Annotated in this window: 24 protein-coding genes; 2 read left to right on the top strand and 22 right to left on the bottom strand. The window is 68.6% G+C overall.

Translation table 11 applies throughout. The annotated features are described in order from the left end of the window. Positions 1-4: 4 nt before the first annotated feature. From xseA to BLU09_RS32055, 22 genes are all read right to left on the bottom strand, one after another. Positions 5-1,720: an exodeoxyribonuclease VII large subunit gene (xseA, locus tag BLU09_RS31950; protein ID WP_090494271.1), complete on the bottom strand. Its 1,716-nt coding sequence runs from the start codon at positions 1,718-1,720 to the stop codon at positions 5-7. After that, positions 1,717-3,465, bottom strand: coding sequence for an FHA domain-containing protein (locus tag BLU09_RS31955; RefSeq protein WP_090494273.1), 1,749 nt, complete (start codon positions 3,463-3,465; stop codon positions 1,717-1,719). Before BLU09_RS31955 ends, xseA begins: the two co-directional genes overlap by 4 nt. A gap of 27 nt (positions 3,466-3,492) precedes the next feature. Then, positions 3,493-4,947: an FHA domain-containing protein gene (locus BLU09_RS31960; protein ID WP_090494275.1), complete on the bottom strand. Its 1,455-nt coding sequence runs from the start codon at positions 4,945-4,947 to the stop codon at positions 3,493-3,495. A gap of 6 nt (positions 4,948-4,953) precedes the next feature. After that, a complete protein-coding gene (locus tag BLU09_RS31965; protein ID WP_011554642.1) occupies positions 4,954-5,844 on the bottom strand; it encodes a type II secretion system F family protein in 891 nt (296 codons plus the stop codon). A gap of 10 nt (positions 5,845-5,854) precedes the next feature. Continuing rightward, on the bottom strand, positions 5,855-6,700 hold the full coding sequence (locus tag BLU09_RS31970) for a type II secretion system F family protein (protein WP_090494277.1): 846 nt from the start codon (positions 6,698-6,700) through the stop codon (positions 5,855-5,857). Between the two features lie 41 nt (positions 6,701-6,741). Next, positions 6,742-7,557, bottom strand: coding sequence for a Flp pilus assembly protein CpaB (gene cpaB / locus BLU09_RS31975; protein WP_011554644.1), 816 nt, complete (start codon positions 7,555-7,557; stop codon positions 6,742-6,744). A 203-nt stretch (positions 7,558-7,760) separates the two neighbouring features. Beyond that, positions 7,761-8,492, bottom strand: a complete 732-nt coding sequence (locus tag BLU09_RS31980) for a hypothetical protein (RefSeq protein WP_090494280.1) — start codon at positions 8,490-8,492, stop codon at positions 7,761-7,763. 116 nt (positions 8,493-8,608) lie between these two features. Beyond that, complete coding sequence (locus BLU09_RS31985; protein ID WP_090494283.1) at positions 8,609-9,355, bottom strand: hypothetical protein; 747 nt, start codon at positions 9,353-9,355, stop codon at positions 8,609-8,611. After that, the gene (locus tag BLU09_RS31990; protein ID WP_011554647.1) at positions 9,352-9,579 is read right to left on the bottom strand and encodes a hypothetical protein; all 228 of its coding nucleotides are present in this window, start codon (positions 9,577-9,579) and stop codon (positions 9,352-9,354) included. Before BLU09_RS31990 ends, BLU09_RS31985 begins: the two co-directional genes overlap by 4 nt. Beyond that, positions 9,576-10,385, bottom strand: a complete 810-nt coding sequence (locus BLU09_RS31995; protein ID WP_090494285.1) for a hypothetical protein — start codon at positions 10,383-10,385, stop codon at positions 9,576-9,578. The genes BLU09_RS31990 and BLU09_RS31995 overlap by 4 nt, the downstream gene beginning before the upstream one ends. After that, on the bottom strand, positions 10,382-11,155 hold the full coding sequence (locus tag BLU09_RS32000) for a hypothetical protein (RefSeq protein WP_090494287.1): 774 nt from the start codon (positions 11,153-11,155) through the stop codon (positions 10,382-10,384). The genes BLU09_RS31995 and BLU09_RS32000 overlap by 4 nt, the downstream gene beginning before the upstream one ends. 1 nt (position 11,156) lies before the next feature. Beyond that, on the bottom strand, positions 11,157-12,350 hold the full coding sequence (locus tag BLU09_RS32005) for a TadE/TadG family type IV pilus assembly protein (protein WP_090494289.1): 1,194 nt from the start codon (positions 12,348-12,350) through the stop codon (positions 11,157-11,159). 8 nt (positions 12,351-12,358) lie between these two features. Then, the gene (locus BLU09_RS32010) at positions 12,359-14,443 is read right to left on the bottom strand and encodes a Tad domain-containing protein (protein ID WP_090494291.1); all 2,085 of its coding nucleotides are present in this window, start codon (positions 14,441-14,443) and stop codon (positions 12,359-12,361) included. Positions 14,444-14,464: 21 nt separating this feature from the next. After that, complete coding sequence (locus tag BLU09_RS32015; RefSeq protein ID WP_090494293.1) at positions 14,465-15,454, bottom strand: TadE/TadG family type IV pilus assembly protein; 990 nt, start codon at positions 15,452-15,454, stop codon at positions 14,465-14,467. A 97-nt stretch (positions 15,455-15,551) separates the two neighbouring features. Beyond that, a complete protein-coding gene (locus BLU09_RS32020; protein WP_090494295.1) occupies positions 15,552-16,928 on the bottom strand; it encodes an anti-sigma factor family protein in 1,377 nt (458 codons plus the stop codon). After that, a complete protein-coding gene (locus tag BLU09_RS32025; protein WP_026113989.1) occupies positions 16,925-17,557 on the bottom strand; it encodes an RNA polymerase sigma factor in 633 nt (210 codons plus the stop codon). Before BLU09_RS32025 ends, BLU09_RS32020 begins: the two co-directional genes overlap by 4 nt. 82 nt (positions 17,558-17,639) lie before the next feature. Further along, a complete protein-coding gene (locus tag BLU09_RS32030) occupies positions 17,640-18,047 on the bottom strand; it encodes a DUF2085 domain-containing protein (protein WP_090494297.1) in 408 nt (135 codons plus the stop codon). Beyond that, positions 18,016-19,068: an ABC transporter ATP-binding protein gene (locus BLU09_RS32035; protein WP_186817833.1), complete on the bottom strand. Its 1,053-nt coding sequence runs from the start codon at positions 19,066-19,068 to the stop codon at positions 18,016-18,018. Before BLU09_RS32035 ends, BLU09_RS32030 begins: the two co-directional genes overlap by 32 nt. After that, a complete protein-coding gene (locus BLU09_RS32040; protein WP_090494300.1) occupies positions 19,065-20,084 on the bottom strand; it encodes an ABC transporter ATP-binding protein in 1,020 nt (339 codons plus the stop codon). Before BLU09_RS32040 ends, BLU09_RS32035 begins: the two co-directional genes overlap by 4 nt. Continuing rightward, the gene (locus tag BLU09_RS32045) at positions 20,081-21,097 is read right to left on the bottom strand and encodes a GspE/PulE/PilB domain-containing protein (protein ID WP_090494302.1); all 1,017 of its coding nucleotides are present in this window, start codon (positions 21,095-21,097) and stop codon (positions 20,081-20,083) included. Before BLU09_RS32045 ends, BLU09_RS32040 begins: the two co-directional genes overlap by 4 nt. Positions 21,098-21,103: 6 nt before the next feature. Continuing rightward, entirely contained in the window at positions 21,104-21,859 is a 756-nt protein-coding gene (locus BLU09_RS32050) for a cyclic di-GMP-binding domain-containing protein, MshE-related (RefSeq protein WP_090494303.1), read from the bottom strand. Positions 21,860-21,920: 61 nt separating this feature from the next. Beyond that, on the bottom strand, positions 21,921-22,757 hold the full coding sequence (locus tag BLU09_RS32055) for a DUF4292 domain-containing protein (RefSeq protein WP_090494305.1): 837 nt from the start codon (positions 22,755-22,757) through the stop codon (positions 21,921-21,923). Between the two features lie 43 nt (positions 22,758-22,800). Here BLU09_RS32055 and BLU09_RS32060 point away from each other — a divergent pair, with 43 nt between their 5' ends. Both BLU09_RS32060 and BLU09_RS32065 read left to right on the top strand, forming a co-directional pair. Then, complete coding sequence (locus tag BLU09_RS32060) at positions 22,801-23,523, top strand: MotA/TolQ/ExbB proton channel family protein (protein WP_090494307.1); 723 nt, start codon at positions 22,801-22,803, stop codon at positions 23,521-23,523. 18 nt (positions 23,524-23,541) lie between these two features. Beyond that, positions 23,542-23,994, top strand: a complete 453-nt coding sequence (locus tag BLU09_RS32065) for an ExbD/TolR family protein (RefSeq protein WP_011554662.1) — start codon at positions 23,542-23,544, stop codon at positions 23,992-23,994. The last annotated feature ends 28 nt before the right edge of the window (positions 23,995-24,022 follow it).

Genomic DNA, 24,022 nt, shown 5'->3' on the forward strand with positions numbered 1-24,022 from the left:
CCCGTCAGCAGTCCACCGGCCCTTTCACCGCCGTGACGGTGGCTTCGATTTCTTCACATCCCCCGAGCGACTTCGCCCCGTTCGACGCGAGCTTCAGCCCCAGGCGCTCTCCCACCTGGACATCCGCGCCCGTGCGGACCACCGCGCCATCGCGCTGGCGGAACACCACCGAATAACCGCGGGACATCACCTTCAACGGACTCATCGCGTCCAGACGTCCCTCCAGACGCTGGAAACGCTTCTGCGCATCCGCCAGGGCCCCCTGCTGGAGCGCCAGCAGCCGCGCCCGGTGCGCGGCCAGCCGGGCGCGCTCGCGGGACACCTGGGCCGCCGGAGACGCCCTCTCGAGCCCCAGCCGTGCCGTTGCCAGCGCCCCGTGCCGCGTCGCCACACCTGCGCGCACCGCCTCCGACAGCCGCATGGCCAGCTTCAGCAGGTGCGCCCGCTGCTCACCCAGCCGTGCCTGGGGGCGCGCCCGCTGCAGCCTTTCGGTCAACGACCGCAGCTCCTCGCGGTGCCCCCGCACGGCGGGCCGCAGCACGCGCATCATCGACTCCACCTGCTCGGACAGGTGCAGCCGCTGGTGGTTGATGGCCCGCCGAGGGTCCTCCAGCCGCGACGCGAGCTGTCCTTGCTCCTCGCGCAGCTCCAACACCCGGCGCTCCATGGCACGCCGCAGACGGCCCGCCTGCGTGGCCAGCGTCAGCTCCAGGTCGGCCAGCACCGGCGCCAGGCGCTCCGCCGCGGCGCTGGGCGTGGGCGCGCGCAGGTCCGCCACGAAGTCGGAGATGGTGAAGTCGATTTCGTGGCCAATGGCGGACACCACCGGCACCGGCGAGGCGAAGATGGCGCGCGCCACCCGCTCCTCGTTGAAGGTCCAGAGGTCCTCCACCGAGCCACCGCCGCGCGTCACCACGATGACGTCCACGTCCGTGCGAGCCAGTCGCTCGATGGCGCGAGCCACCTCCACGGCGGAGCCTTCGCCCTGCACGCGCGCATCCGCCACCAGGACGCTCTGCCGTGGGTTGCGCGAATGCAGCACGCGCAGGAAGTCCTGGAGCGCCGCGCCCGTCCGGCTCGTCACCACGCCAATCCGCCGAGGCAGGTACGGCAACGGCCTGGGGGGCCGCACACGCCCGGGACCAATGAGTCCCTCCTGGGCCAGCCGCTCCTTGAGCTGCTCGAAGGCCAGCGCCAGCGCGCCCTCGCCCACCGGCTCCAACCGCTGGACGATGAGGCTGTAGCGGCCCTGCGGCTCGTACAGGTCCACGCTGCCTTCGGCAATCACCTCCATGCCGTCGCGCAGCGCGAAGCGCAGGCGGGCCGCCATGGAGGCCCACACCTTCGCGTCGATGGCCGCGCCCGCGTCCTTCAGCGAGAAGTACCAGTGGCCACGCGCGTTGGGCCCGCGAAAGCCCGTCACCTCGCCGCGCACGATGACGCGGGCGAAGCGCGACTCCAGCGTCTGCTTCAGCTGGCGGGTCAGCTCGCCCACCGACAGCACCACGCGCTCGGGCTTGGGCGGCGGAGGCGGCGCGCCCTCCATCGGCCCCAGCAGCGAGGTGCCGTCCTCGTCCACCGGAGGCGGCGGAGGCTTCGGCGGCGCCGCGGCCTTCCGCGCCGCGCCAGCCGCACGAGGCGTGGAGGCGCCACTGCCAAACAGGTCTCCCTGCTGGCCCACTGGCGGCAGCGTGCCGCCTCCCACCTTGCGCCGGGTCATCGGGACAGCTTCTCGACCCAGGTCTTCGCCTTCTCGTGGTACTCGTCATCCGGCGGCGTCATCGCCACCACGTCCTTGAACTTGGGCAGGGCCTCCTCGGGGCTCCCGTCCTTCAGGGAGTAGGCCTGGAGGTAGACGTCCTTCGCCTTCGCCTTCAGCTCACTGATGATGTTGGTGGCGCCCGCGTGCCCGGGGTCCGCCTGCAGCGCCTTGCGCGAGTAGTCCATCGCGCGGCTCCACTGCCCCGCCGCCTTCGCCGCGGTGGCGCCCTTGTAGAAGATGGTGGCCGCCCGCGTCCCCGCGTTGCGCGCCATCTTGCTGGGACGGCCGCCGGTGATGTCCTTGTCCAGCGACATCAGCTTCGACAGGCCCCGGGCGTCCAGGTCCTCCAGCCGCTTGTAGAGGTTGCCGAACTCCGTCACCTGCCCGAGCACCTTCTTGCACTGCGGCGTGCGCGCCATGCACGCGTTGAGGATGGCCACCGCGCCGGACATGTCGCCGTCGCGGAAGCGGTCAACGGCGGGCTCCCACGGCTTGGGGGCCGGCCCCTGGACCACGGGCCTGGGCGTGTCACGGACGATGATGGCCTGCGCCGCCTGCTCGTTGATGAGCTTGGCGTCGCGGTGCTCCGGGAAGGCCACCAGGATGTCTTCGGTGATGGCCTTGGCCATGTCGAGCTGGTTCTCATCCAGCAGCTTGCGCGCCTCGCGCGTGCGCGTGTCCGCAGCCTCCGACAGCGCGCGCTTCGTCGAGTTCACCTGCTCGTAGAGGAACTGGCTCTCACCCGCGCTGGCCAGCAGCGTACCGGCCTTGCCCAGCTCCTTCTTCGCCAGGGCCTCCTTGGCCGCCGTCAGCTTCTCCTGGACGGGAATCTCGCGCGCGGCGTGCCCGAGGTAGTCCGCCACGCCCGGGTACTCCGGCGCCTCGGACTGGAGCTCCTCCAGCTTTGCCTTCGCTTCGACCCACTTGCCCTCGCGCACCAGGTTCTTGGCGTCCTGGAACAGGCTGCCCAGCCGCTCCCGGTGGTTCTTGCCCTGACGGGCTTCTTCCGCGGCGACCGCCTGCTGCTTCTGGACGTTCATCCGCACCACGCCCAGGCCCGCGAACAGCACCACCACCGCGCCCGCCACCCCCAGCTTGATGAGCTTCTTCTTCTTCAGCTCCTCGGGGGTCGGCGCCGTGGCCGCCGTCGCGCGCGCGCTGCGCACGCGACCACCTTCGACGCGAGGCCCCGGACGGGGCGGCACCGCGCCGCGGCTGCCCGAGGCCGCCGGACGAGGACGCGGACCAGGGGCCGGCGCGCCGACCATCATCGTGGAGTTGGCCACGTCCTCGAAGCGCAGCTCCGTGTCGCCCAACGTGATGACGTCACCGTTGGCCAGCGGCGTCTCTTCGTTGATGGCGTCGCCATTGATGAGCGTTCCGTTGCCGGAGCCCAGGTCGCTCACCGCCCAGCCCGCTCCCGACTTCCGCACCATGACGTGCTTGCGGGACACGGAGGTGTCCGGGATGCAGATGGCGTTATCGGTCGCTCGACCGATGACGTACTCCTCCTCGGACAGGGCAAACTCCTCACCGTCCTTGGGGCCCGCGATGCAAATGAGCCGGGCTGCGGCGGAGACGGGGGCAGGCGCGGGCCGGGCGGACGTCCTGCGCACGGCGGGACGGGACCCGGTCCCACCCGAGGGCGCCCCGGAAGGGGGCCGGCGGCGTGCCGGAGGGGAACCGTTGGACATGCGAATCACCGACTTCCTGTCGAAGTGAGCACGCGCCTACAGCTCGTGCTCATAAGCCAACTGCAAACCTAGATTGTGGCAGCGATGCTCGGCCGTAGGGAAGCGTCGACCCATTTCCTGCAACGCGGCCCGAGCCGTCCGCGCATTCCGGTACTGTACGCTGCGTTGGAAATCGAGCAGCAGCTGGCTGCACTTGTGGTCCAGCTCGGTTGCCACCTCGCCAAGCTGGAACCGCACGTCCTGATAGATGTCAGGCTTGGTGTCCAGCGCCTCCAGCGTCACCCAGGCGAAGCGGTACTGCTGCCACGCCTTGAAGAGGTTCTCCGCGCCGACGTCGCGCGACTCATAGAACCGGGCGCCTGCGGTAACGTACTGACGCGCCTTGGCCAGGAGCTCGTCTTGCGGCAACTCCGGCACCGGGATGATTTCCAGGCGCAGGTTCCACACACGCCAGGTGTCCCGCCCCGGCGGGTTGCGGACGTTGTCGAAGACGATGGAGTTGAGCTCACCCCGCTTCAGCGCGGAGGGCGGGAGAATCTGCTCCAGCCCGCGCTCCGCCACCGCGTTCACGTCCGGCGGCACCCAGCCCACGTCCACGCCGTTGACGACCAGCGCCACCTCCTCCTTGGAGATGCCACTGGCCATGTAGTGGACCACGGCCACCGCCCGCGTCGGGGTGACGAACTGGAAGGCGAACGACTTGTGCTCCGGGTTCTCCCACGTCACGCCCTCGCCCACCCCGAACGAGTCTGAAATCACCTCGAAGCCCAGGTCCTCCGGCTCCACGCCAGACGCCCGGCCTTCGCCCTTGGGCATGAAGAAGACGGCCAGCACGCCCACCAGCGCCAGCACCAGGCCACCTCCGACCGCGCCCACGCCCAGACGCGCCGGCTTCGACAGCTGCCCCCACCACAGGAGCAACCTGCCCGCCGGACTGCCCGCGAGCTCCCGGCGACGGCGTGCGCGCTCCGCCGCCGTCTGCCCCGCGCCGGGCTCGGCCTTCGCCACGGCGGCGGTGCCCGGACGCACCGGAACCACCGCGGGCCGCTGCGCGGTGGGATGGCCCTCCGGCAGCACGATGCCGCTCTCGGCGGGAATGGGGTCGTTGAGGCGGATGGGACGGGTGGCGTCCGGGTCCAGCGCTGGGACCGGGTCGCCCCGGCGGATGGGCCGCGTGGCTTCCTCGTCCCCCTCCGGCGGCACCCAGACGAAGGTGAACTCGACGGGGCCCACGCCAATCTTGTCCCCATCCCGAAGCTGCTGCTCACCCGACAGCAGCCCACCGTTGAGCACGGTGCCATTCGAGCTGCCCATGTCCGCGACGAAGTACTTGTCGCTGCGGAGCACGATGCGCGCATGCCTGCGCGACACGCCGTGGTCGTGCAGCACCAGGTCGTTCTCCGAGGTGCGGCCGATGTTGACCTCGGCCGCCTCGAAGGTGAGCTCCCGTCCCTGCTGGAGCCCCTGCGTGATGGTCAGGAGGATGGGCACGGGGCGCTACCCCGCGACGTTTCCGAACATGAACTGGAACACGATGGGCCCGAACAGCACCATGAACACCGTGGGGAAGATGCACGCGATGAGCGGAAAGAGCATCTTCACCGGCGCCTCGCCGGCCAGCTTCTCCGCGCGCTGCGTGCGGTCGATGCGCATCTGCGTGGACTGGATGCGCAGCACCTTGCCCAAGCTGGTCCCCATCTTGTCCGCCTGGATGAGCGCGGTGACGAAGGTGGTCAGCGGCGGCAGGTCCACGCGGACAATCATGCTCTTGAGGCCTTCTTCACGCGTCTTGCCCATCTTCAGCTGCTTGAGCACCAGCTGCAGCTCCTCGCGCAGCGGCCCCGGCTTGCCCTTCTCCACCACCTTGGCCAGCGCCGCGGTGAAGTCCAGGCCGGCTTCCACTGACAGCGTCAGCAGGTCCAGGCTGTAGGGCAGCGCGCGGCTGATGAGCAGGTGGCGCTTCTTCACCTGGTCGTTCAGCCACATCAGCGGGTAGTACATGCCGAAGAGCAGGAACAGCGGCGCCCACACCAGGCTCACGCCGAAGCCGTTGAGCAGGATGAGGCCCATGATGAGGCCCACCACCGCGCTGACTTCCTGCAGCGCCATGATGTCCTCGGGCTTGTACGCCTGAGGCTCGCCCGCCTTGATGAGGTTGCGGCGCGCCTTGGCCTCGTAGCCGGGCCACATGAAGCGGCGGTTCATCGCGCCCAGGCGGCGGATGGCCACCGAGCCAAAGCCCTTCATGCCGCCCGTGGACTCGTCACGGACCTCCGACAGGAAGCGCTCCAGCATCGTCTGGTACAGCCCCAGGCCCAGGAAGCCCACGGCGCCCGCGAAGAGGAGCGCCGAGCTGCCGATCAAGATTGGCGTCAGGACATCGTCCACGGTGCACCTCTCAGATATCGATGTTGACGATGCGCCGGATGATGAGGATGCCCATCACTTCCATGATGGCGATGATGATCACGAGGATCCAACCGAAGATGTGGTCCATCATCGGCTCCATCAGGTCGGGCCGCATGTAGTTGAGCACCATGCCGAGCACACCGGGCATCGCCGCGACGATCCACCCCTGCAGCTTGCCCTGCGAGGTGAGCGCGTCGATCTTGCCCTCCAGACGGAAGCGCTCGCGGATCACCGTGGAGATCGTCTCGAACATCTCGGCCATGTTGCCGCCGAGCTGACGGGCGATGTTCGTGGACACGACGACCAGCTCCAGGTCGTCACTGCCCACGCGGCGGCCCATGTTGATGAGCGCCTCCTCCAGCGGCACACCCAGCTTCACTTCCTTCACGAAGAGCCCGAACTCCTGCGACAGCGGCGGCATCGCCTCGCGCGCCACGTGCTCGATGGCCTGGGGGAACGTGAGACCGGCCTTGAAGGCGTTGGCCATGGCCTGCAGCGCGTCCACCAGCTGCACGTTGAACTTCTTGATGCGCCGCTTCCGGTAGTGCTTGACCATCAGCATCGGCAGGAAGAAGCCGAACACCGTGGCCACCACCGCCATGATGGGGTTGAAGATGATGTACGACAGGATCCCCAACAAGCACATGCACGCGATGTTGAGGATCAACATCTGGCGTGGATCGATGAAGAGGAACATGTCGCTCAAGTCGTTCATCGACTTGGCGACGTAGCGCTCCTGGTACTGCTCATACGCCTTCGACAGGACGCTGAAGATCACCAGGCTGAAGAAGAAGACCGAGCCGGTGACGAGGAGGAGGACGATTCCAGCAAGCATGTGCGCGCTTCCCTAAGAGCGAGGGTGGACGACGCACGCCATCACGGCGCGCCAGCGCCCGCGGCCCGCTCGGCACCGCCCTTGATGATCTGGATGATTTCGCGGCGCTTCTGCTCCAGCACGCGGGTGCGCTCACCCGACAGCAGCGTGCTGATGGTCGCGCGGCCACGCTCCTCGATGAGGTCCACGTCGTCCTCGTTGCGGAGGCTGAGCGTCAGCTGGCCGAGCTCCACCGCGAGCACCAGGATTTCGGCCTCTTCCGGCAGCACCATCAGCGAGATGTTGTTGTACTCGCGCTGGTTCTCCGGGATGAGGTTCACGTTGGTGGTACCGGTGATCTTGCCCGTGGCCACCACGATGACGTTCTGGAGCAGCGTCACGGCGACGTTCTCGTCCGTCTGCGGGTCGCGGAAGGTGCCAATCACGTCCACGTGGTCATTGGGGCGAATCCAACCGCCCACCGACGTGGTGTGCTTCGCCTCGATGGTGAGGGCGCGCGCCTTCTTCTGCACCTTCGACGACAGCCGCTCGGCGGCCTTGGTCGTCTCGAACTGGCTCCACAGCAGCGGATCACCCGCCTGCAGCGCGACCAGCACCTTCTGGTTCACGATGTAGGACGCGGAGTCCGGACGCACCACGGAGGACGTCACGAACTGCTCCGGCACGGAGCGCTGGGAGATCATCTCGAAGGTGATGACCGTGCCTTCAGGGACGTCCTGCGCCGCCACGACGACGGGCACCAGGTTCCATCCGCGGCGGACATCCGCCTCCTTCTTCTTGATGGCGGAATACGCGATGACGCCGGCCAACAGGCCCAGCACAAGCGCGACGACGAGCGGAGTCTTGCCCTTCAGCATGGTTCAGAAACCTCCAGAACGGGGGGGAGCCGTTCGGCGGCGATGATGGAGTCCGAAGTGGAGTCCAGAGCAGGTGTTGGAATACAGTGCAGTGCAATCAGCGGATGGCGCGCGATGTTAGCCGTGCGATACACCGGGTGTCAAAACCACCTCTCGCGACAGCTCTGTATCGCGCGCAATCCGGGACCTGACATCGTACCGCGTCAGAGGTCGTTGATGGCGTCGCGGTCCGGCGTCGTCAGGCCGCGGCCCTCGGTGATGCTATAGAGGGCGTTCTGCACCACGCCCACGTCCTCGGCGCTGTCGATGACCTTCCCCTCGAGGAGCCGCAGCAGTTCCTGCAGCGCGTCATCCGACGTGATGGGGCCGACCGCGTAGGTCATGAATTCGTTGGAGGGGTCCCGCTCCTTGTTCAGGCAGTACATGTAGAGGGGGACGATATAGGCGTTCTCCTCCACCCCGCCGTCCGGGGTACCAGCATCGTCCCGCCCGCCGGGCCCCGGGGGGGTGGGCGGAACGACGAGGATGGTGCGCTCGATGAGCAGCCCGTTCTGGCCGCGTCCCTCGGAGGTGGACACGACGACGAGCCCCGGGGGGAACTCCACTTCGACAGGCGACCCGGTGTTATTGCGGAGGGGCACGCAGACGCGGACCAAGGCGCCCGAGCCCTGTGACTCCACACTGGCGTTTTCGCACTCGCCGGAGACCTCGGCGGCGCCGCGAAGGGTGCCGGCGAAGCTGACGCCTTCGGGGAGGGAAAGGGGCGTGCCCTGCGGCACGCCGTCGTCCTCGCCCAGGCCGGGGCGGAACACATTCACGCCCGCGTCGAACCCGGTGGGGGGCGGCGGTTTGTTTCCGTCACCGCCGTCGCATGCCAGTACCCCTGCCCCGACTGCCGCCGCGACGACCAACCACTTCCATGCCGCCTGCGCCATTGCGCGCTCCTTCCGTCAATCCAGGACGACCCACCGGCCGGGACCGCCGCGTCATGAGGTCTGGCGAGACTGGCCGAGTCTCTAGGAACCCGCAACCTTGCTGAGCGCGCGAGGTGTCAGGGAGTGGGCGGAAACGTGGGCTGCGCAGGCGGCGGAAGGTCCGGGTTGTACAGGCCTCGCAGCACCAGCGTTGCCCCCTGGTCATCCTTGAGGAGCGCCGGCTGGCCCTGGTGGAGCCCCACCAGCCGCACCGAGAAGCCCACGCCATCCGGCGTCACGTGCACCGCGAGCTGCCCCGGCACGAGCGGGTCCGGCACCGCGCTCTCGGAGGGCAGCCAGGCGACCTGGGGATGAACGGGGAGGAAGGCGCGCGTGTACACCCGCACCTCGCTGGCGCCGGACTTCTGGAGCGCGGCGCGCCACGCGTCCTGCGACCGAGGCGTCTCTCCATGCGACTGGAGCTCGTGCACCATCAGCAGGTGGACGCGCCGGGCCACGCGGAGCAGTTCCAGGTTGGCCGCCACGTCGGAGCGGGACTGTTCCAGCCCTTGCGGACGACCGCCGGCGAGCGTGGCCATGACGCCGAGGAGGATGACGCCGGAGGCCCACAGCGGCGCGGACCGGCCGCGCACCAGCTCCCAGCCCAGGCGTGCCGTGCCCACCGCAGCCAGCAACGAACCGGCCAGCACCAGCCAGCGCGGTGCCGCGCCCGCGTGGAAGGGCTGACTCAAGGCCTGCGCCAGGTGCGTCCACTCGGGCACGGACGCCACGCCCACGCCCGCGGCGAAGGCGATGAACAAGACGGCGTGCACCAGCCGCAGCCCCAGCGGGGACGGCTGCCCCACCTCACTGCTTGCTGTCACGGGAACGGCAGGTTCAGCACGAAGTAGAAGGAGTCGTAATAAATCTGGTACGCCTCCATGAACAGGTCGATGACGTTGGACTGCCGGTCCTCCGACCAGCGGACCTTCACCGACGCGCCGATGATGAGCGCGACGACGAGAATCCAGTTCAACAGCGAGTACTCCAGCATGGCCTGCCCGCGACGGTTACGGGCGCGGGAACGCAGCGTCTTCGGGTGGTTCACGGCGTGTCCTCAGAGGTGTCGTGTCCGTGCCCGTCGTCCGCGGCGCCGGGCAGGTCATCGAGTATAGCATCCGCGTACTCCAGCTTGATCTTCGGTGCGTCTGGAGCGGGGATGCGCATGCGGGGTTTGGCGTCGATTCCGTACTCCGCCACTTCCATGGCGTGACCGATGCCGGGAATCTCAATCTTGGCCAGGTTCAGCAGCGGAATCTCACGGCTGAGCCACATCCGCTTGATGACGGTGTTCTTCAGGACGACCTCGACGGGGACTGCCGCCACGGTGCCAGCCAGCGTCATCAACCGGGACTCCTTGCCCGAGCGCGTCGTGGGCTTCACGCCCTTAGGCAGCGGCGCTTGCTTCTCCGGCGGTGCGGCCTGAGCCTTCTTCGCGTCCGCCTCCTCCTGCTTGAGCACGTGCTGGAGCGCCTCGTCCGAATACTCCTGGGGTTGGCCGAAGCCCGTGCCGATGTAGAGGCGGGAGATGGCGTCATAGCGAATCTCGTCGCCCTCCCGGGCCACCAGCATGCGCATCTGCGCGAGCGGCGACTTCATGGCCGGATGGGTCCCCGCCTCCATCTCCACCCACACCGCGTCCCGGCCCTCCTTGTCCTTCTCCTCCCCCACCACCGCCAGGCGCCAGTAGTAGACGCGCAGGCCGCCGCCGTTAAAGCGGTACGTCACCCAGTCGCCCAGCCGGGCCGGACGCGCGCCGCGGGACATGTGCTGCACCAGCTCCCGCGCGGGATTCGCCTCCACGCGGACCGGGAACGCCAGCACGACTGCGGCCACCACGAGCAGGGCCCTCACTTCGCGCCCTCCTTCTTCTGGGCCTGTTCCCGCTCGTAAGCCTCGCGGCTCTGGCGCACGGCATCGTCGTTGGGCACCGCGTCCGGCCGGTCCGAGCCAATCCACATCTGGACCACGGCGGTGACACCCTCCTCCGCGGGCGACAGCGTCGTCACCACCTGCTCACCCTTGCGGGCGTGCTCCATGGTCAACTGCGTGCCGCCGCCCATCTTGAGCGCGGACTGCCGCACGGGCGCGTAGCCGCGGCGCTCCAACTCCGCGTTCACCTGCTGCTGCACCTTCGTCAGCTCTCCCGTCACCAGCGTGGTGCGGCTCTGCGAGCCACCCGGGTCATCTCGCGTGGCCAGGTCCTGGCTGTAGAGCGCACCTTCCAGCGCCACCAGCCCGGGCGCCGGCTTCTTGGGCGGACGCACCCACAAGTCCCGCAGCGCGGTGAAGCCCACCGTCTTGCCCAGGTGTTTGCGCAGCACGACGCCGCGCTGGAGCCCCTCGCGGGTATAGAGCGCCGACACCACGCCCTCGTCCTGCATGTCCCCTTCCACCACGGTGGGGTAGCCCTCTTCCTGCCACTTCCGGGCGAAGTAGGCGGCCACCTTCTCCATGGGGTCCGGCGTCGTGAAGTACGCGAGGCGGTAGTACTCCCCACCGATGACCAGGTCGTTGCCGATGCGCGTGTGGATGGTGCCCGGATAGATGGGCAGCTCCTGCTCCGCGGCTGCTGGCACGGAGGCCAGCAGCACGCACAGGAGCGCCCTCCGGGCGGCCGCCACCCTACTCACAGGGAACCTTGAGGTCTTGCTCGTCATTCTCCGTGGCCTCCGGGCGGGCATCCGGGTCGGTCGGGTCGTCCGCCATGGCCCGCTTGCACCCCATGTAGAACTCGCCACGGGCGTTGAAGACCTTGATGTAGTTGCTGTTCGCGTACGTCATCTCGTCGCGGAACGGCGCGGTGTCAAAGCAGTTGGGCCGTTCGTGGTCGGTCAGCTCGAAGCGGCGCTTGTGCATGACGTGGAGGCCGCTGCTGGCCTTCGCATCATACTGGGCAAGGCCGGTGCAGTCGCCCTTCTGCGAGGCGCCCACGCCGTAGTTCCGGGACACCACGAAGGTCCCCAGGAAGTTGGGGAGCACCGAGGCGACCACATCGAGGATGGCGCCAATGCCCAGGCTGTCCAACGTGGAGGCGAAGCCCAGGAACACCATCCGGTCCACCTGGCGGTAGAGGCCGTGGGGCTGGCTGAGGGAACCACCGGTGTGCTGACCGGCGCGGCGGCCACGGATGATGGCGTCACCGCCGTCCGGCATGTGCCAGCCGTTGGCGTACATGGAGTACTTCGACTTGAGCCGCAGGCTGCCCAGGTCGCGCCCGCCCATCATGTTCTCTTTGAAGAAGCCGCCGTTGCCACCGCTCTTGTCGAGGTACCGCGTCGGCAGGATGACGTTCTCGTAGTTCATCTCGACTTCGGATTCGACCCAGCCCTTGTTGTTGAAACCCCACTGGTTCAAAACCCATCCCATGCCGTTGTTCAACGGGCTGAGGATGGCGCCCGCCAGGCCGCCTCCTTCGCTGGTACTCGGGCGGCTGAGCATCCCACTCTCGAGGAGCGCGATCTCCTTGTTGGAGATGGTCGCCGTCACGTCCGTGTAGCGGGCAATGAAATTGCCGCCCGTGCCGTTGGGCTCCACCGAGTCCATGTCCTTGTAGCGCTCGACGAACTCCTTGTGCGCCTCCCGGCGGGCGTCCTCGAAGGCGTCATCGTGCTTCCCGTTCGCGAAGTCGGAGAGCGCGTAGCTCGTCATCTCCCAGACGGCGTAGCGCGCCGCCTCCTGGAGCTTGAGCTTCGCCCTCACCAACTCCGTGAGGTACATGCTGAACATCAGGATCATCACGAGGAGCGGCACGGAGAGCGCGAACTCGACCGTGGCGGCACCTCTTGAGCGCGAGCGCATTTGGAGACGGGCACGCATGGCAGTCCTCAGTGCGTAATGATCTTCGGGGCAATGCCCTGAAGCGGTCCGGGCAGCGCATCCATCATCTCACCAATCTTCGGCAGCGAGTTGCGGCCCTGGAACACGGACGCCAGACGCGGGCGCCAGTAGGGGTTGAAGAAGTTGGGCTGCTCCGCCCAGTTGCCGGGACGGTGGTAGTAGGCCTGGCCGCGGGAGATGACGTTGAGGCCTTCGACCAGGCCCAGGAACTTCTTCCGGTTGTTCAGCATCTCCAGGCCGTCCGTGTCCGGAGTGAAGGCGAACTTCACCTTGCCCTCCTCGTTCAACAGGGCGGGCGCGTTGGTACCGGTGCCGTCCTTGTTGTCCCGGTTCACGACCTGCTCCGGATCCTTGTTCAGCGCCACCCAGGCAGTGGGCTGGTTGAAGTCCGCCTGGCGCTTGGCAGCGTCGCCCATGGACGCGTTGGCGGTGGGGTTGCACACCGAGCCGAGCTGGCCCGGCTCGAAGTGCATGAACGGCGTCAAGCCGCCCCAGCGGTGGTGACCATCCTGCACCGGCCGCACGTTGGCCGCGAAGACGTCCGTACGGGCCCAGCACACGAACGCGAGCTCCAACACGCAGATTTTCGAGCGGTGCAGCCCCACGTCGCGCTCGGGGCCACCCGGCCGCATGTGGCCGGACCAGTGCTCCGGGTTGCTAGGGTAGTTGACGCGCCAGTGCACGCCGCCCCGGTGACGGCCGCTGTCGGTGTCGTTGAGCGCCCAGATGCTCGTCTTCGTCATGTGCTTGTACGGCAGCTTGGAGGTGCCGTTGTCCCCCTTGCCCTTGCGGTTGTCGCCGAAGCACTTCCAGTAGTCGTCTTTCTTGGTGCACGACACCGGGTTGTCCGCCTTGCCCACACCCACGTCGATCTCCGGCGGGCCGAACTTGAGCCAGTACGGGTCGTCCGAACCGATGTTGTCGCCCTGGGCCGTCATGCCCCAGGGATTCAGGTTGTCGTTCCAGTCGCGGATGTAGTTGCGGCCTTCCTGACCGGGACCGCGGCCATCGCGGACCGCGTTGGCGTTGGGGAAGCCCGTGGAGAGCATGCGCGTCTGGCCAATCTTGCCGAACTCGAAGATGCCCGGGATGTCCACGCCGCCGTTGAAGAAGTCCCGCATGAAGCTGAGCATGTCCGGCAGCGGCAGCAGGTCACCCATGCGGCGGCTGGTGATGAAGCCCTGGGGGCACGCGCCACCGTTGGCGTCACACGCGTAGCGCGTGGCGTTCGTGATGCCACCCATGGAGCGCTTGGCGCGGGCGATGGGGTCGTTGGCGGCCTTCTTCGTCACGTCCAGCGCACCGAACGGGTTCTTCCACGTGTTCGGCGCCAGTGGCTTGCCACCCGCGTGCGGGCTGTGCGCCTGGCTGAAGAGACACTGGCTGTAGAGACCCGTCGCCAACTGGCTGGCCAGCGAGGAGATGTTGCTGTCGTTGTCGTCGATGACCGTCTGCGTGGTCTGCGTCACGTGCGTGGACGCGGACATCATCACCGCCTGCGACGCGAAGTACATCACGCCGTTCATCACCCGGTGCGCGGGGATGATCCACTCACCGATGATCCGGTCCGGATTCAGCCGCGTGATGACCTGTTGGATGGGTCTGAGGAAGTAGTTCCGGTACGCGGTCATGATCCGGCCAATGGCCTTGATGACCGCGCTTACATACGGGATGACGTTTTCCAGGATGGGACAGGCGATCTTCCAGAAGAGGTTGTTCGTCTTGCCCGCGCATGGATTCAACGTGCGCATGAAGCCGTAGATGTCCGTGAGGAACGCCTCGGCGGAATAGATGAGTGACAGCAGCGACTGCCACATCATCGCCGACACGTAGTGCGACACCTGCGTGCGGTTGGCGTACGCGTAGAAGTTGAACGCGCGCGCCTCCATGGCGGCCATGGAGTACGACGCGGAGTCCGCCGTGTTCTGCAGGCGGATGCGTTCATGCACCGTGTGGCCGATGTTGACCGTGGTCAACACGGCGATGGACATGATCAACACCATCAGGGCGGCCAGCACCAAGGCCTGGCCTTCCTGGCGGCGGAAACTCTGTCGGAGGGTCCGGGTGAACATGGGTCGGGAGTCCTCTTCCTCTTACAGACCCCAGTCGGGGTTCAGGTGCATGATCCACTTGCGGTGGAAGTTGGACTGCATGCGCATGCTGTACGTGGCCGTCAGCGGCATGAAGTACCGCTTGCCAGCCAGGTCGGAAACGAGCGGGATGCTGCCATTGGCCAGCATCCAGAGCACGGTCATCTCGAGCGGATAGACGGAGTCGTACCCCATCTCGTGCTCGATACCGCGGGCGCCGGCGAGCAACGGGTTGAGGTTGCCACGCCGGTTCATCATGTTCGCGCGCGGGTCCACGGTGCCGCGGTCAATGGCGCCTCGCAGCGCCATGCCCGCGTTCGAAGCGAACCAGGAGTAGAAGATGATGGAGTTCGCGAACGGCACGCGCAGCTGGTACCAGTAGCGCAGGCGGATGGTCAGTCGCGTGGACTTGCGGAACACCAGCTCCGCGTCGTCAGGCTCCGGCAGGTTGAAGAACTTTCGGATGTGGTTCTCCAACGAGGGCACCTCCGGGAAGGAGTCCGCGCCGTCGAAGTCCAGCTCCTGCCAGTTGTAGCCGCTGCGCAGCTTCCACATCGAATCGATGGGCGTGAAGTACGCGGGACTGATGGTGTCCACGCGGATGACGCCGAACAGGTTGGAGCCGTTCACCGTCCGGGGCACGCGGCCGCCACCGAAGTTCAGCATGCGCATGCCGGAGTCGTAGAGCTGGTGGAGGACGAACGTCTTCCCCAACTCGACGATGTCGTCGGTACGCCCCATGGTGGGAAGCAACGCCACGATGGCCGCGTCATGCATGCGCTCGTTGTTGCCGTTCCACACGATGCCGGCACGCGCGGCCTGGTAGGCGGCGTACTCCGTCATCAGCTTCGCGTGCTGCATCATCGTGAGCTGGATGATCCCCAGCGTCATGAAGACGGCGAGCGGCATGATCATCGCCGCTTCCACCGCGGCCTGACCCGACTGCCGACGAGACGCCCCCTGCGCCCGCGGTTCCTGTGCTTCCTGTCCCATGAAACCATTATCCGGGGACTGGTGTCAGAAGCGCATCGGTCAAATGGACAGACCTGCGCCTACGTTTCCCTCCCATTTGATGAGAAAACTTGTCCCGCTATTTCGCGGGTTTAGAGGGCAGCTCGTTCGCCGATGACTCGCGAGCCACCCGCCGGCGCGCCGATCTGGCAGCCTCCGAGGCCGGCGCCTCTTGTATCACGAGGTTGCAAGCCTCGAGTCCTTCGGCACGCCTACCCAGCGCGAACTCAAACTCGCACAACTGGTTCAAAAGCGTCCAGCGCTCCTGCCCAGTCGCCCCTGAGGCCAGGGCCGAGCGGATCAGCCCAGCCGCCCGGGCCCCCTCCCCCGCGTCGAATGCCGCCCGCGCCTGGCGCGACAGGTCCGCGACGGTGGCGCGCTCCACGGGGGGCGGTGGCGGCGCGTCGGTGGGTGCTACTTTCTTCGTAGCCGGTGCCGGCGCTCGGCGCTGAGGCTCGGCCTTGGCCGGGGCGGCGACGCCGCCCAGGGTGTCCTTGGATTCCGACGCGTCCAGCTCCTCGTCGTAGGCAGCGCCCCGCGCCGCTGGCGACTTGGCTCCCAGGCGCAGCGAGTCGCGCGGGGGGACGGACCGAGGTGCCTGCGAGTCCGCGACGCGCCGCTCCAACCGACCAGCGAAGGCGTCGTCCGAGTCCGCCGGCGACGTCTGCAGGTCCATGGATTCGCTCGCGACTTTGAACTCCTCGTCCAGCGACGTCGGCGCCCCTTCCTGCGCCATGGGCGCGGGCTCCAGCGCGGCCTGCATATCGGCCTTGGGTGCGCGAGCAGCGGCGGGCGGCCCACGCTTCGCCTTGCTCTCGCTTTCACGGCGATTCCGCATGTCGAGCCCGCCGCCACTCCCAGCGTTGGCCCAGTCCTCCGCGAGCAGCCGCTGCTCCCGTGAGCGCTCGGCCCCCTTCGACTTCGCCGGCGCGGCCATTTCCCGGGCGGTGTAACCCGCCGCTTCCGCCTCGGCGGGCATTGTGGGCGCCGCCGAGGGGGCCGGTGCGGCCGCTGCCGGTGCGAAACCATCGTCGGACGGAGAAGCCACCAGCTCCTCCTTCGCGACCGCGACCTTCGCCTCGCTCAAGTCAGGCCGCGTGAGGTCGGGCGACCGGGCCTCGAGCGTCAGAAGGCCCAAGGTGCTCACGGAGGCCAGGCCCACCACGGGCAACAACCACCGGCGCCAGCGGGACGGCTTCGGCGCGGGACCCGCGGCGGCGCGGCGCGCGGCCTGCTGGGCATAGGCCATCAGCGACTCCAGCCCCGCGTCCGGAGCGGGCTCCACCGACAGCTGGGACATGGTGGCGCGCACCCCGCGAATGTCGTCGAGGGCCTGGGTGCAGCGGGCGCAGCTCTCCAGGTGGGCTTCCACGAGGCGGGCCTCGGGCACCGGCAGTTCGCCATAGGCGAAGTCGAGCAGCCGATCCTCCTGCGCGTGCGGATTCTGCGGCTTCATCCCACCACCGTCCTTCCGTCCTCGGCGAGGTCGCCGTCGACGCCCATCTCCGCCAGCCGGCGGCGAAGCCCGTCGAGCGCGTAGCGCATGCGGCTCTTCACCGTGTTCTCGGACACTCCCGTCACCTCCGCGATGTCCTTGAAGGGGATGCCGCTGTACTCGCGCAGGGTGAAGACCTCACGCTGCTCGTCCGGGAGCGTCGCCAGGGCTCGCTCCAACAGGGGACGCAACCGGGCGTTGTAGGCGCCGCGCTCCGGGCTGGCCCCCGCGTCCGGCAGGCCTTCCCCCAGGGGGCGCGACTCGTCCCGCTCCGCTCCCGGGGCGGGTGCCTCCAGGGAAGACGCCTGGCGGTAGCTCTCTTTGCGCGCGCTGTCCACGCAGAGGTTCCTCGCAATCGTGTAGAGCCAGGTCGTGAACTTCGCCTTGGGCGTGTAGTCGCCGGCGCTCCGAACCACCTTCAGCCACGTCTCCTGCAGCACGTCCTCCGCCCGTGCCCGGTGCCCCGTGAAACGGAGGATGAAGTTGAACACCGGCGTCCGGTGCTTGCGCACCAGCGCCTCGAACGCGCGCGCGTCCCCCGCCTGGAAGGCGAGCATCAGCCGCTCGTCTGAGGTTTCCGGTCCCAACACTCCCCCAACTCTCCTTGGAGCCACCCTCACCCGGCCCACTCCGCCACCCGTGCACAGTGAACGTGCGACGGGCCGCCAGGGTCTATCCCCGGCGAGGTCTCTGGTAAGTGGCGAGAATGACAGGGACGGCCACCGCTGTCACGAGCGCGCCTTGCGCCAGGAGCACCGCCGGCAGTGGCTGCTGCAGGTGCACGTACAGGGAGCGGCCGAGCGCGGCTCCCAGCAGCACGCCCGTCAAGGTGCGCACCGCGTTGCGCCCCGACGCCGGCCGGAAGCGGCCCACCGCCCAGTCCGCCAGCGCGGGAACGGTGAGCGCCAGGACGGCGGGCACGTCCAGCGCCCACCGCAGCGGGGCGCGCACGGCGAACAGGCCCACCATCACGGCCAGCAGCACCGGATAGGTCCCCAGGCAGCGCGCGCACACGCGCACGCCGCCGAACAGGTAGGTGCGGTTGTACTCATCCGGATGATGATGGCTGAGCCAGAACACCGGGACTTCCTCCAGAAGGGGCTGCGGCCGGGGCCTCGCGCGCATCGGCCTCCGCCAGGAAACACGCGGCGAAGTGGCCACCGCCCAGCGCATAGGACGGGGGCGACTCGCGCCGGCACCGCTCCATGGCATGCGGACAGCGCGGATGGAAGGCGCAACCGGGGGGCGGAGCCAGGGGAGATGGCGGCTCGCCCGGCACCAGCAGGCGCGTCCGGGCGTGGCCCGGGTCCGGGACGGGCACCGCGGACAGCAGCGCCTGGGTGTACGGGTGGCGCGGCTGACGGTACAGCGACGCGGCCGGGGCCAGCTCCACGATGCGGCCCAGGTACATGACGGCCACCCGGGTGGACACGTACTCGACGATGTTCAGGTCGTGGGCGATGAAGACATAGGTGAGGCCCCGCGCCTGTTGCAGGTCCACCAGGAGGTTGACGATTTGCGCCTGCACGGACACGTCCAGCGCGCTGATGGGCTCGTCGGCCACCACCAGGTCGGGCCGGAGCGCCAGCGCTCGCGCGATACCGATGCGCTGCCGCTGCCCCCCGGAGAACTCATGGGGGTAACGCGCCAGGGCCTCGCGCGGCAGCCCCATGGCGTCCACCAACTCCGCGACCTCGCGTTCCCGCTCCCCCGGCCCTCGTGCCAGCCCGTGGATGGCGAAGGGCTCCTCCAGAATCTCCCGGACCGTCATCCGGGGATTGAGCGAGGCATACGGGTCCTGGAAGACGAACTGCATCCGCCGGCGCAGCGGCCGCAGCTGGCGCTGGGACAGTCCGGTGAGTTCCTGCCCATCGAAACAAACGGCGCCCGCCGTGGGCTCCACCAGCCGCAGCACCGCGCGCCCCAGGGTGCTCTTCCCGCAGCCACTCTCCCCCACCACCCCCAGCGTCTCCCCGCGCCTGACGTCGAACCCCACGCCGTCCACGGCCTTCACCGCGCCGCGCACCCGGCCGAGCACGCCGCCTCGCACCGGGAAGTGCACCTGGAGGTCGCGGACCTGGAGCAGCGGCGTGGAGTTCATGGCGCGGGCACCGGGTTGTGACAGGCCGTCCACTGCCCCTCTCGAGGCGAGGTCAGCGCGGGCTTCACGTGCGCACAGACGTCCAGCGCGCGCTCACAGCGCTCCCGGAACGCACAGCCGACAGGCAACTGCCGCAGCGGTGGCACCCTGCCGGGAATCGCCCGTAGCCGCGCCCGGGTGGCTCGAGCGCCGCCCACGTCGCGCCTGGACGGAATCGAGCGCAGCAGGCCCGCGGTGTACGGGTGCGCGGGCTGGGAAAACAGCGCTCGCACCGGGGCGCGCTCCACCACCCGGCCCGCGTACATCACCACCACCGCGTCGCAGCTCTCCGCCACCACGCCCAGGTCGTGCGTAATCAGCAGCACCGCCATGCCCCGCTCGGTTTGAAGCCGCGCGAGCAGGTCCAGAATCTGCGCCTGGATGGTGACGTCCAGCGCGGTGGTGGGCTCGTCCGCGATGAGCAAGGCCGGGTCACACGCCAGCGCCATCGCCATCATCACCCGCTGCCGCATGCCTCCGGAGAGCTGGTGTGGATACGCGTCCACGCGCTCGGCCGGCGCGGGGATGCCCACCTGCCGCAGCATCTCCACGGCCTTGTCCCGGGCCTGCGCGCGCGAAGCGCCCAGGTGCAGCCGGACGCCCTCGGCAATCTGCTCGCCCACGGTGAACACCGGGTTGAGCGACGTCATCGGCTCCTGGAAGATCATCGCCGCGTGACGGCCGCGCACCCGGCGCAGCTCGGCCTCCGGCAGCGTCAGCAAGTCCCGGCCCTGGAAGCGCACCTCTCCGCCCACCACGCGCACCGGCGGCTCGGGCGCCAGCCGCAGCAGGGACAGCGCCGTGAGGCTCTTGCCACACCCGCTCTCCCCGACCACGCCCAGCGTTCCACCCGGGGGCAGCGCGAAGGACACGTCGTCCACCGCGCGCACCGGCCCTGCCTCCAGCGCCAGCTCCGTGGTCAGCCCTCGGACGTCGAGCAACAGCTCCTGGCCCGCGGGCGTCACGGCGGCGGTCACTTCTGGGCCAGCTCCTCCAGGAACTCCCCTTCCTGGATGACGCCCTTGCGGATGAGCAGGCGGATGAGGCTGGCCACCATGCGGGCCGGCTTCACCTTCTCCGTGTCCAGCGAGGCATCCTCGCCGCGGGAGATGCGCTCGATGTCGTCCAGGATGGCCAGGTCCTCGTCGGAGAACTGAGGCGTGGGCGTGAGCGGCACCGACGGACGCGAGCCCTGCGCCGCCCCTCCGAACATCACCACCGGCACGCGCGGCCGGCCCTCCGCTCCGTCTCCCTCCGCGTCGGGAGGCGGAGGCGGCGGGGGCCGCACCGGGGGCGAGGCCGTCCGGCCCAGCAGGTCATCCAGCGCGTCCGCGCCGGCGTCACCGTCGGTGGCTTCTGGCGGCGGCGGCGGGGGCGAAGCCGAGCCTCGGAGCGAGGGGGGACGCGCAGCGGGGGGCGGAGACGGCGGTACGGACTTGGGCACGGGCTTCGGAGCCTCCGGGAAATCCCATTCGAGCGGCGCGCCAGCGGCCACGGGCGAAGGCGGCGCACCGTCCTCGTCCTCCAGGGCCACGGCTTCCACGATGTCCAGCGGCTCGCCCCGGGCCCGCGCCAGCGCGGCGTCCAGGTCGTCCGAAGCCGCCACGAAGACGCGCATCTGCTTGCGGAGCTGGAAGCGCAGCTCGTCCACGAGCGTCACGTCCGCCGGGTCATCCACCGCGACGAGGATGCGCTCGCTGCGGCCTTCCACTTCCATCCGGAACGGCACGATGCGGTGCTCGGACTGGAAGTCCAAGGACACCAGACTCGCGACGTTCGCCGGAATCTCCTCCGGCAGTTCCACGAAGGGAAGCGCGTGCTGGGCGGACAGGGCCTGCGCGATGTGCGTGGGCGTGCACAGCCCCTGCGCCACCAGCACCTCTCCCAGGCGCTGACTGCCGAAGGCGCCCCGGCGTCCCAATGCCACGCGGACCTGCTCCTCCGTCACGACGCCGGCCTCGACGAGCAGCTCACCAATCTTCTTGCGCATGGGGGACTACCGCTTGACCTTCGCGAGGTACTCCTCGCGGCTGAACACGCCCTTCTCGATGAGCAACTCCACCATCGCCTTGAGGGCGGCGACTTCCTTGCGCTGCACTTCTTCCACGCTGCGAAGCAGCTCCGCCGGGCTGCCGGAGGCCGCCGCGGGACGGGCGGCGGGGGCCTCGGGCGCAGGAGCGGAACGGGCCGAGGCCGGAGCGGCGCGCGGCGCGGTCGCCACGGCCGCCGGGTCCAGGTCCTTGAGGTTCTTCACCACCGTGCGGCCCTGGGCGTCCACCACCTTGAAGTTGGTGTCCGCGTCCTCCAGCTCGTGGTTCTGCTCGTAGATGCGCGCGAAGGCCCGGGCAATGGAGGTCCGGCCCGCCACGTTGGGGATGATGCGGCACTTCGTGATGGCGCGCAGTTCGTCCAGCATGCGCACGTTGAGCGGATCCGACATCGCCACCACCAGCGACTTGCCGTCATCCCTCACCTGCAGCGGCAGCACGGAGAAGTCCCGCGCCGTCTGGGCCGGAATCTTCGCCTTCACGTGCGGCTGCACCATCTGCACCGCATCCAGGTTCACCGCCGGCATTCCCAGTTGCTTGGACAGGGCGCGCACCAGGATGTCCTCGGAGACGAGGCTCATCCTGACCAGGATTTCGCCCAGCTTGCCGCCCCACTTCGCCTGTTCGGCGAGCGCGGCCTTCAGCTGGCTCTCCTGAAGCACGTTCGCCTTGATCAGCAATTCACCAAGCTTGATCTGTGCCATGTCGTGGCGCGCACTCTAGACTGTCTCGGCAGCGTGCGCCCCTTCTTCCGCGCCTGCTCGGTCAGGAACCCGGTGCCAGGGGCGCGGACGACCCGGAGGCGGGCGCCCCGGCGGGCAGCTCGCGGCCGGCCTCATCCACCTCCACCACCCGGGCTCCCTCGGGGGGAACCAACTCGTAGAGTGTGAGGTCCGGTCGCGCGTTGAGTTTGATCTGCTGGTAGCGGACCTGGAGCTTCGTCTTCGCCTGCTTCGCCTCCAGCGACACCCGGCCCGGGAAGATGAGCCCGCCCTGCTCCAGGAAGTCCTCGAAGCCCAGGTCGTACCCCGGGATGCCCCGCACCTGACTCTTCATGACGCGCAGGTACTTGGTGTGGACGTCGAGCACCTGCGTCGCCGGGCCCCGGAAGAGCGTCAGCACGTAGACGCCCTTCTTGCGGTCCAGCTCCAGCGTCATCCGCTCCGGGGGGATGAGCGGCACCTGCCCGAGCATGATGGGCACCAGCTCCTCGCCCGGCAGCATGACCGGCAGGAAGCGGGACACGTTGGCGGGGCTGGCGGGGCCCTGGTACCAGGTGTTCGTATCCGCCTGATACAGCCCGAAGCGCTGTCCGTCGGACACCAGGGAGGCGAGCGGCCTGTTGAAGAAGTCGAACGTCTCCAGGTGCAGCATGGCCGGCCGGGTGACGGCGATGAACATGCTCAGCGTGCCGCTCTGGTCGGGCAGCTCGGCGCGCAGCTTCGCGTCCCCCTCCAGCGTGACGACGTTCTCCTGGTTCTTCACGACGCGCTGATAGACGGTGTCCGCATCCGTGAGCTCGCCTTCAGGGCCGAACTCGATTCGCTTGGGACAGCCAGAACAGAGCACTACCAGGAAGATTGCGACGGCTGCGCGGTTCATATGTCCTAGTCTGGGCCAAGCCGCCCTGCCCGGTCACCCACCAATGAGCCTGAACGACATCCTCCATTACCTCCGCCTGGGTGGCGTCACCCTCGCCATGCTCATCTTCGCCTCGGTCGCGGCGCTGATTGTCGCCGTCGAGCGCATCATCGCGCTCTGGGGCGTGGGCGAGCGTTCACGTGCCTTGGGTGAGACAGTGAACAAACACCTGCTGCGCGGGGACGTCGCCGCGGCCCGCACCGCCGCCGAGCGCTCCGACGCGGTGGCCGCCGACATCTTCCTGGCCGGGTTCGACCGGATGGAGCGCAGCCGCACCGCCGGGGGCGCTGGCATCGAGGCCGCGGTGGAGCGCGAGCGCGCCCAGGTGGCCCTCAAGCTGCGCCGCTACCTGTGGATCCTGGCCACCATCGGCTCGATTACGCCCTTCGTGGGCCTCTTCGGCACCGTGGCCGGCATCATGCGCTCCTTCAAGGACCTGGGCCTGGACGTGGAAGCGGGCGGCACGGGCGGCAGCGTGGCGGTGATGACGGGTATCTCCGAGGCCCTGGTCGCCACCGCGGTGGGCATCCTGGTCGCCGTGCAGGCGATGGTCTTCTACAACTACTTCCAGGCCCGCCTGTCCCGCGTGCTGGTGGAGCTGCGCCTGATTGGCGACGAGTTCGTCGAGCTGCTCAAGGAGCGGGCCGCCGGCCTGCCGCCGTCCGAGCCCATGTCTCCCGAGCCGCAGGCCGCCCCCGCCACGCGCACGGACGCCCAGCCCGCCTAGGCCGGAGGAGAACGCACCATGGGCATGGGAAAGACTCCGGGCAGCGACGACGGCTCCGAGGATGGCGTCTTCGCTGAAATCAACATCACCCCGCTCACCGACATCTTCCTGGTGCTGCTCATCATCTTCATGGTGACCAGCTCCGTCATCGTGCAGCAGGGGCCGGGCGGCGGCGCCAAGGCCGGCCTCAAGGTGAACCTGCCCAAGGGCGGCGCCGCGGACGTCACCGCGCGCACCACGGACCTGTCGGTGGCGGTGCTCGCGGACGGGCGCTTCATGCTGGCCGGCAACGTCGTCTCCCAGGACGAGCTGCAGCAGGCCTTCGATGACGCCAGGCAGAAGGACGAAGAGACGGTGGTCATCGTCCAGGCCGACGAGGGCGTGCCCCACGGCACCGTGGTGCAGGTGATGGAGCTGGCCAAGAAGGCCGGGCTCGCGCAGCTGGCCATCGGCGTGCGCGAAGGCGAATAGGCAACACCTCCCCGCTGGAAACACCAAG

The organism is Myxococcus virescens (genome assembly GCF_900101905.1).
In the GTDB taxonomy this organism is placed as follows: Bacteria; Myxococcota; Myxococcia; order Myxococcales; family Myxococcaceae; genus Myxococcus; species Myxococcus virescens.